This window comes from Pseudokineococcus basanitobsidens (assembly GCF_037482545.1).
Lineage (GTDB): Bacteria > Actinomycetota > Actinomycetes > Actinomycetales > Quadrisphaeraceae > Pseudokineococcus > Pseudokineococcus basanitobsidens.
Genome location: NZ_JBBIAA010000003.1, coordinates 22,238 through 30,685, shown reverse-complemented (window position 1 = coordinate 30,685; position 8,448 = coordinate 22,238). Strand labels below are relative to the sequence as shown.

Sequence of the window (8,448 nt, the reverse complement as noted above, 5' to 3'; positions counted from 1 at the left end):
TGTGCGGACGCCCGCCGGCACCGCGGCCGTCCGCTGGGCCCAGCTGGGCTTCGGGAAGGCCTCCAGCACCGACCCGTCCGCGCCCACCCCGCGCAACCTCTTCGGCTTCAAGGACGGCACCGCCAACCCGGACGCCCGCGACACCGGCCTGATGGACGAGCACGTGTGGGTGGGTCCGCAGGACGACCCGGCGGCCACCTGGTTGGCGGGCGGCAGCTACCTCGTCGCCCGGCGCGTCGAGATGCACGTCGAGACGTGGGACCGCGCCCCGCTGCAGGAGCAGGAGCAGGTCGTCGGTCGGACGAAGGGCGAGGGCGCGCCGCTCGGCGGCGACCGTGAGCACGACCCGCTGGACCCGGGGGCGATCGCCCGGCTGCCGGCCGACTCGCACGTCTCCCTCGCCCATCCGAGCCGCCACGGCGGGGCGCAGATGCTGCGGCGCGGCTACAGCTTCGTCGACGGGGCCGACGGCCTCGGCCACCTCGCCGCCGGACTCGTCTTCCTGGCCTACCAGCGCGACCCGCGGACGGCGTTCGTCCCCGTCCAGGACGCGCTCTCGCGCTCGGACGCGATGGGCGAGTACCTGCGGCACACCGGCTCCGGCGTCTGGGCGGTGCTCCCGGGCGTCGGCCCCGACGGCTGGTGGGGGCAGACGCTCCTCGGGTGACCTCGGGGCGCCCACCCCGGTCACCCGCCCCCGGTCAGCGCCAGCCGCGCAGCGCCTGCGCGTGGATGTCGGCGTTCACGCGCCGGACGCGGTCGGGCATCGTCGCCGCGTCGACCACCCACAGGACGAAGAGGGCGAGCAGGAACAGGCCCCCGACGACGAAGACGACCGTCGCCCACCCGACCACGGTCAGGGCGATGTAGGTGACCCCGAGGCCCGGCTGCCGCAGGTAGAACTTGTGCGCGCCCACCCCGGCCAGGAAGAACCACAGCAGGTAGGCCACGGTCGTGTCCTTGTAGCCCGCCGGCGGCGGGGTCGGGGGGCCCAGGTACGCCGGGGGCGGCGGTCCCTGCTGGCCCGGGTAGCCCTGCTGGCCCGGGTAGCCCTGCTGGCCCGGGTAGCCCTGCTGGCCCGGGTAGCCCTGCCCGCCCGGGTACCCCTGGTAGCCCTGCCCGCCCGGGTACCCCTGGTAGCCCTGCCCGCCCGGGTACCCCTGCGGCCCGGCCCAGGGCGCCGCCTCCGCCCCGGGGCGTCCGGCGCCGTCCCCGTCCCGGCGGTGCTCCCGCGACCGCCACGGGTCGTCGGGCTCCCGGCTCTCGCCGCCACGGTCGGCGCTGCCCGGCGTGCTGCTCATAGGTCCTCCCCCGGTCGGTGGCGGCCGACGGTAGCGCCGTCGCCCGACGCCCGGGCCGTGCGGGAGCCTCCCGGACCCCCGGCGGGCTCAGCCGCCGGTGGTCCCGCTGCGGGCCCCGGCGCGCTCGCGCTCCTCGTCGAGCGCGGCGACCCGGCCGAGCACGTCGCGGACGACGTCCTGGCCCGTCATGCCGAGCTCCTCGAGGACCTCGGCCCGCTCGGCGTGGTCGACGAAGCGGACGGGGACCCCGACGCAGCGCACGTCGACGCGCACCCCCGCGTCGGCGAGCTCGTCACGCAGCCGCGAGCCGACACCGCCGGTGCGCAGCCCGTCCTCGACCACGACGACGAGCCGGTGCTCCGCGCACGCGGCGACGAGCGCCGGGTGGACGGGGAGCACCCAGCGGGGGTCCACCACCGTGGCGCCGACCCCGTGCGGCTCCAACCGCCGGGCCACGTCGAGCCCGAGCCCGGCGAGGCCGCCGACGGCGACCACGAGCACGTCCCGGGCGCTGCCCGTGGACGAGGAGCCGTCGGGCGCCTCCCCCGTGCGCGCGAGGACGTCGGGCGCGCCCCACGAGCCGGTGCCGCCGAGCCGCTCCAGCGCGGGGACGTCCTCGGGCGCCGCGCCCTTGGGGAACCGCACGACCGTCGGGGCGTCGTCGACGCCGACGGCCTCGCGCAGCTCCTCACGCAGCCGGGTCCCGTCCCGCGGGGCCGCGAGCCGCAGCCCGGGGACGTGCTGCAGCAGCGCCATGTCCCAGACCCCGTGGTGGCTGGGCCCGTCCGGGCCGGTGATGCCGGCGCGGTCGAGGACGAAGGTCACGCCGGCGCGGTGCAACGCCACGTCGAGGAGCACCTGGTCGAAGGCGCGGTTGAGGAAGGTGGCGTAGAGGGCGACGACCGGGTGCAGGCCCGCGAAGGCCATGCCCGCCGCGGACGTCGTCGCGTGCTGCTCGGCGATGCCGACGTCGACGACGCGCTCGGGCATGGCCTCGGCCATCTTGTGCAGGCCCACCGGGATGAGCATGGCGGCGGTGACGCCCACGAGGTCGTCCCGCTCGCGGGCGACCGCGAGCACCTCGTCGGCGAAGACGGACGTCCACGACGCACGCTTCGGCGCGCCGCCGGCGGCGACGGGCTGCCCGGTCACCGGGTCGATGACGCCCACGGCGTGGAACTGGTCGGCGACGTCGGCCAGCGCCGGCGCGTACCCGTGGCCCTTGGTCGTGAGCGCGTGGACGATGACGGGGCCGCCGAAGTCCTTGGCGATGGTCATCGCCCGCTCCAGCGCCTCGAGGTCGTGGCCGTCCACCGGGCCGAGGTACTTCAGCCCCAGGTCCTCGAACATGCCCTGCGGGGCGACGATGTCCTTGAGGCCCTTCTTCATCCCGTGCAGCGTGTCGTAGGCGAGCCGGCCCGGGGTGCCGACCCGCTGCAGCGCCTGCTTGCCCCAGTCGAGGAACCGCTCGTAGCCCCTGGTCGCCCGCAGCGTCGAGAGGTGGTGCGCGAGACCGCCGATCGTGGGAGCGTAGCTGCGCTCGTTGTCGTTGACGACGATGACGAGCGGCCGGTCCTGGGCGGCGGCGATGTTGTTGAGGGCCTCCCAGGCCATGCCGCCGGTCAGGGCGCCGTCGCCGACCACGGCGACCGTGCAGCGGTCGCCCTCACCCGTCAGCGTCCGCGCGCGGGCGATGCCGTCCGCCCAGGACAGGGACGTGCTGGCGTGGCTGTTCTCGACGACGTCGTGCTCGGACTCCGCCCGGCTCGGGTAGCCGGCGACGCCGCCGCGCGTGCGCAGGGTCGAGAGGTCCTGCCGGCCGGTGAGGAGCTTGTGCACGTACGACTGGTGGCCGGTGTCGAACACCACGGTGTCGTGCGGGCTGTCGAAGACGCGGTGCAGGGCGATCGTCAGCTCGACGACGCCGAGGTTCGGGCCGAGGTGCCCTCCGGTGCGGGAGACCGACTCCACGAGGTGCACCCGCACCTCGTCGGCGAGACGGCGCAGCTGCTCGGGGTCCAGGGCCCTCAGGTCGCTCGGCCCCTCCACGCCCGGCAGCACCGGGCGAGCCGACCGCGCGCCCCGGCGGTCCCGCTGCTGGGCGGCGCCGGAGGACGGCCCCGCCGGCTCAGGACCCACCTCGGGGTTCGTCTGCGGGCTCGCCACCGCGTACCACCTCGTCTCGGTCCCCCGGGCACCGCCCGGTCGCGTCCCCGGGTCGTGGCCTCGGCCCGTCCTGGGGTCGGGGCTGCGCCCGTCCTCGGGGACGCCACTGTAGGTGCGCCCCCTCCCGACCTCCCACCGCACCGCACCGCCCCACCCGGGCCGCCCCACCCGGGCGGCGCCGCCGCGGGCCACCGGACGCCCGCGCCGGGACCCGGGCGCCCGCTACAGGGAGGGCACGACGCGCGCGCCGGCGAGCGCTCGCTCGACGAGGACGGCGCCCTCCTCGACGGCCAGCAGCCGGACGCGCTCGGCCTCGAGGGCGGCGAGCGCCTCGTCCACGACGCGGGGACCCACGACGTCGGACAGGTCCGCCCGCAGCGTCGCGACGGCGCGGCGCAGGCCGTCGAGCTGGGCGCTCGCGTGCAGGACGGCGAGCCGGGCGAGCACCCGGGGCTGCCGGGCGAGGACGGGGTGCCCGCGGTAGTCCGGGGGGCAGACGTCCAGCAGCCAGGACGCCGCCCGCGCCTGCCAGCCGTCGGCCCCCGGCGGCGGGACGTCGACCGGCCACCCCGGCGGCGCCTGGCCCGGGGCCGACGCCCCGCGCAGCCGCACGGGGGCGCGGGCGGTCGGGGAGCGGGACGGACCTGGAGGAGGAGGCACCCGTCCATCGTGCGCCCGCCCCCCGACAGCGGCGAGGCTGCGGGGGTGACCACACCCCCCGACCCCGGCGGCAGCGACGACGGCACCGGCGGCCGGGAGGGCGACCCCGGAGGCCGGGCGGGCGGGGGGTCGGTGCGCCCGTGGGTGGTGGACGTCGCGGTCGAGGACGACGTCGTGCTCCCGGTGCACGTCACCCCCGCCCGGGCCGGCACGGCGGCCCGGGCGCCCGTCCTGCTGCTCCACGGCTTCCCCGGCTCCTGGCGCTCCTTCGACGCCGTCGTCCCGGCCCTGGCCGCCGAGGGGCGGCCGTGCCTCGTCCCCGAGCAGCGCGGGTACGCCGCCACGGGGCGTCCCCGCGACGTCGGGCGCTACCGCCTGGACCGGCTCGTCGCCGACGCCGTGGCGGTGCTCGAGGCCCTGCCCGGGGCCCTGCGCGAGGGCGGGCACGGGAGCGAGGACGAGGACGGGAGCCCCGGACCCGGCCCCGAGCGCGTGAGCGTCGTCGGTCACGACTGGGGCGCCGTCGTCGCGTGGGCGCTCGCCGCGGCGCACCCGGAGCGGGTCGCCGACCTCGTCGCCGTCTCGGTCCCCCACCCGCGGGCCTACGTGGCCGGGCTCCGCGAGGACCGCGGGCAGCAGCTGCGCTCGAGCTACGTCCGGCTGCTGCGCCGGCGCGGCACCGCCGAGCGGGTCCTGCTCGCCGGCGGGGGCCGCGGCCTGCGGGCCGCCTTCGCGGGCTCCGCGGTGCGGCCCGACCTCGTCGACGCGCACCTGCGACCGCTCGTCCGCGCGGACGAGCTGGCCGGCGCCCTCGCCTGGTACCGCGCCCTGCGCGGCCGGGACCTGGACGCCGTGCCGGCGGTCGCCGTCCCGACGACCTACCTGTGGAGCGACCGCGACGCCTTCGTCGCGCGCGGCACCGCGGCCCGGTGCGGTGACCACGTCGTGGGCCCGTACCGCGCCCGCACGCTGCACGGCGTGTCGCACTGGGTGCCGGAGGAGCGGCCCGAGGAGCTGGTGCACGCCGTGCGGTCACCCCCGCCCCGCTGACGCCGCCCCGCTGACGCCGACCCGCTGACGCCGACCCGCTGAGGCCGCCCGGCGGGTGCCGCGGGTGGGGACGACCGCACGTCCGCCGGGCCGCGCCGTCGGGTCGTGCCCGTCGGGGCACTTCCGTCGACGCAGGGGCAGAAGTGCTTTGATGGCGGGCGCCACGCGGGTCGACGGCCACCGCCCCCGCCCGCTCTCGACGAGGAGACCCATGAGCACGTCCCCCACCCGCGCGACCGCGCCGTCACGCCTGTCCGTCCAGCTCTACACGGTCCGCGAGGCCCTCGCGGAGGACCTGACCGGCACGCTGCGACGGCTGGCGGACCTGGGGCTCGAGCAGGTCGAGCCGTTCGCCTTCACGACGTTCCCCGGGCTCGCGCACGGTCTCGTCGACGCCGGCCTGTCCGCGCCGACGACGCACCAGCACCTCGTCGGCGAGGACGAGGACTCCCTCGACCGCGTCTTCGCCGCGGCGGCCGACCTCGGCATCGGCACCGTCGTCGAGCCGCACGTGCCCGCCGAGCGCTGGGGCACCGAGGAGGACGTCGCCGCGGTCGCCGCGGACCTCGTCGCCGCGGCCCGGGTGGCGCAGCGCTCCGGCGTGCGCGTCGGCTACCACAACCACGCCCACGAGCTGGAGAGCGTCCTCGACGGGACGCCGGCCCTGGAGGTGCTCGCCCGCCACCTCGAGGGCAGCGACGTCGTCCTCGAGGTCGACACCTACTGGGTGGCCGTGGGCGGCCACGACCCGGTGGCCCTGCTGCCGCGCCTGGGCGACCGCGTCGTCGCGCTGCACGTCAAGGACGGCCCCGCGACGACGGAGACGAAGGACCAGGTCGCCGTCGGCAGCGGCACGCTCCCCGTCCGCGCGATCGTCGAGGCCGCGCCGCACGCGCTGCGCGTGGTCGAGCTCGACGACTCCCGCGGGGACCGCTTCGAGGCCGTCGCCGGCAGCGTCCGGTGGCTCACCGAGCAGGGGCTCGCGTGAGCGCCGCGAGCACGGGGGCCGCAGGAGCCCGCACCGGCCCCGTCGGCGTCGGCGTCATCGGGGCCGGGGTCATCAGCCACCAGTACCTCGGCAACCTCACGACGTTCCCGGACCTGGACGTGCGGTTCGTCGCCGACCTCGACGAGGCACGGGCGCGGGTGCGGGCGGAGGAGTTCGGCGTCCCCGGCCACGGCTCGGTGGCCGACCTGCTCGCGGACGACGACATCGAGGTCGTCGTCAACCTCACGCTGCCGCAGGTGCACGTCGAGGTCGCGCTGCAGGTCCTCGCGGCCGGCAAGCACGTGTGGAGCGAGAAGCCCTTCGCCCTCGACCGGGCCAGCGGGCAGCGGCTGCTCGACGCCGCCCACGACGCGGGCCTGCGGGTCGCGACGGCGCCCGACACGTTCCTCGGCGCCGGCCTGCAGACCGCCCGGCGGATGCTCGAGGACGGCGCCGTCGGCGTCCCGCAGAGCGCGCTGACGTCGCTGCAGAACCCCGGCCCCGAGGCGTGGCACCCGAACCCGGACTTCCTCTTCGCCGAGGGCGCGGGCCCGCTCTTCGACCTGGGGCCGTACTACCTCACGGCGCTCGTCCAGCTCTTCGGGCCGGTCGCCCGGGTCTCGGCGGAGACGTCACGCTCCCGGGAGGTCCGCACGATCGGCTCGGGCCCGCGCGCCGGCGAGACGTTCCCCGTGACCGTGCCCACGCACGTCGCCGCCCTCCTGCGCTTCGAGGGCGGCGCGAGCGCGCAGTGCACCTTCAGCTTCGAGTCGCAGATCCGGCGCACCCTCTTCGAGGTCACCGGGGTCACGGGGTCGATGGAGGTCCCCGACCCCAACACCTTCGACGGCGACGTCGTCGTCCACGACGGCGGCGAGGAGCCGAGCGCCCGTCCTGCCGTCGGCGCGACGAGCACGCGCGGGACGGGCGTCGTCGAGCTCGCCCGCGCCGTCCGCGCGGGCGTCCCCGAACGGGCCTCCGGCGAGCTCGCCTTCCACGTGCTCGACGCCATGGTGGCGATCGCCGAGGCCGGTGAGCGGGGCGAGCCGGTCGAGGTCACGAGCACCGTCGACGTCGCCCCGGCGCTGCCCGAGGACTGGGACCCGCGGGCGCGGACGCTGTGAGCTCACCGGCGCCGGGGCGACCGCTGGGCACCGCCGTCGTCGGGGGCGGGTTCATGGCCGGCGTCCACACCCGTGCGGCGCGGTCGGCACGCTCGCGGCTCGTCGGGGCGCTCACCTCCACCCCGGAGGGCTCGCGGCGGGCGGCGGCGGAGCACGGGCTGGAGCGCGGCTACGCCGACCTGGACGAGCTGCTCGCCGACGACGCCGTGGACGTCGTGCACGTCTGCACCCCGAACGCCCGCCACGCCGAGCAGGCGCTCGCGGCCGTCCGCGCCGGCAAGCACGTCGTCTGCGAGAAGCCCCTCGCCACGGGTGCGGCGGACGCCGCCGAGGTCGTCGCGGCGGCCCGGGAGGCCGGCGTCGTCGTGGCCGTGCCGTTCGTCTACCGGTTCCACCCGATGGTCCGCGAGGCGCGCGCCCGGGTCCGCTCCGGCGCGGTGGGCCGGGTGCTGACGGTGACCGGCTCCTACCTCCAGGACTGGATGCTCTCCCCCGAGGACGACGACTGGCGCGTCGACCCCGCGGTGGGCGGCCCCAGCCGCGCGTTCGCCGACATCGGCTCCCACCTCGTCGACCTGCTGGAGACGGTGACCGGAGACCACGTCGTCCGGCTGGTCGCCACGACGTCGACCGTCCACGCCGACCGTGCGCAGCACACGGACGTGCGCACCGAGGACGCCGCCGCGGTCGTCGTCGCGACGGCGGGCGGCGCGATCGGCACCCTGCTCGTCTCGCAGGTGGCGCCGGGACGCAAGAACCGCCTCCACCTCGAGGTCGCCGGCAGCACCGAGAGCCTCGCCTTCGACCAGGAGCACCCCGAGACGCTGTGGGTCGGGCGCCGGGCCGGCAGCCTCCTGCTCCCCCGGGACGCCGACCAGCTCTCCCCCGACGCCGCCCGCCTGTGCGCCGTCCCCGCGGGACACCCGCAGGGCTACCAGGACGCGTTCGACGCCTTCGTCGCCGACGTGCACGCCGCCGTCCGCGGCGAGGCGCCCGAGGCGCTGCCGCTCGCGGTCGACGGCGCCCGTGCCGTGGACGTCACCGCGGCCGTCCTGGCCTCCACCGCCTCGGGCGGCTGGGTCGACGCGCCCGCCCCCGCCTGACGCACCGCCCCGTCCTCCCCAGCCCGCCGAGCACCGATCTGCAGAGAGGGTCCGAC

General features: G+C 77.5%; 8 protein-coding genes. 5 read left to right on the top strand and 3 right to left on the bottom strand.

The genetic code is table 11. The annotated features are described in order from the left end of the window. A partial coding sequence (locus WDZ17_RS04430) for a Dyp-type peroxidase (RefSeq protein ID WP_339573926.1) occupies window positions 1–667 on the top strand: 667 nt, incomplete at its 5' end. 34 nt (window positions 668–701) lie between these two features. On the opposite strand, the gene WDZ17_RS04425 is transcribed toward WDZ17_RS04430, so the two are convergent. The 3 genes from WDZ17_RS04425 to WDZ17_RS04415 form a co-directional block, all read right to left on the bottom strand. Further along, window positions 702–1,301 carry a TM2 domain-containing protein gene (locus WDZ17_RS04425; protein WP_339573925.1) on the bottom strand — a complete coding sequence of 200 codons (600 nt, stop codon included), beginning with the start codon at window positions 1,299–1,301 and terminating at the stop codon, window positions 702–704. Window positions 1,302–1,388: 87 nt separating this feature from the next. Further along, complete coding sequence (dxs, locus tag WDZ17_RS04420; RefSeq protein WP_422631825.1) at window positions 1,389–3,362, bottom strand: 1-deoxy-D-xylulose-5-phosphate synthase; 1,974 nt, start codon at window positions 3,360–3,362, stop codon at window positions 1,389–1,391. 327 nt (window positions 3,363–3,689) lie between these two features. Continuing rightward, entirely contained in the window at window positions 3,690–4,127 is a 438-nt protein-coding gene (locus WDZ17_RS04415; RefSeq protein WP_339573923.1) for a hypothetical protein, read from the bottom strand. 45 nt (window positions 4,128–4,172) lie between these two features. Here WDZ17_RS04415 and WDZ17_RS04410 point away from each other — a divergent pair, with 45 nt between their 5' ends. From WDZ17_RS04410 to WDZ17_RS04395, 4 genes are all read left to right on the top strand, one after another. Next, a complete protein-coding gene (locus WDZ17_RS04410) occupies window positions 4,173–5,177 on the top strand; it encodes an alpha/beta fold hydrolase (protein ID WP_339573922.1) in 1,005 nt (334 codons plus the stop codon). 211 nt (window positions 5,178–5,388) lie between these two features. Beyond that, complete coding sequence (locus WDZ17_RS04405) at window positions 5,389–6,165, top strand: sugar phosphate isomerase/epimerase family protein (RefSeq protein WP_339573921.1); 777 nt, start codon at window positions 5,389–5,391, stop codon at window positions 6,163–6,165. Next, window positions 6,162–7,289 carry a Gfo/Idh/MocA family protein gene (locus WDZ17_RS04400; RefSeq protein ID WP_339573920.1) on the top strand — a complete coding sequence of 376 codons (1,128 nt, stop codon included), beginning with the start codon at window positions 6,162–6,164 and terminating at the stop codon, window positions 7,287–7,289. Before WDZ17_RS04405 ends, WDZ17_RS04400 begins: the two co-directional genes overlap by 4 nt. After that, the gene (locus WDZ17_RS04395) at window positions 7,286–8,392 is read left to right on the top strand and encodes a Gfo/Idh/MocA family protein (protein ID WP_339573919.1); all 1,107 of its coding nucleotides are present in this window, start codon (window positions 7,286–7,288) and stop codon (window positions 8,390–8,392) included. Before WDZ17_RS04400 ends, WDZ17_RS04395 begins: the two co-directional genes overlap by 4 nt. Window positions 8,393–8,448: the final 56 nt, after the last annotated feature.

Excerpts from the sequence above, each read along its gene's own strand:
- WDZ17_RS04405 (WP_339573921.1), top strand. The coding sequence starts at position 5,389 with ATGAGCACGTCCCCCACCCGCGCGACCGCGCCGTCACGCCTGTCCGTC.
- WDZ17_RS04425 (WP_339573925.1), bottom strand. The coding sequence starts at position 1,301 with ATGAGCAGCACGCCGGGCAGCGCCGACCGTGGCGGCGAGAGCCGGGAG.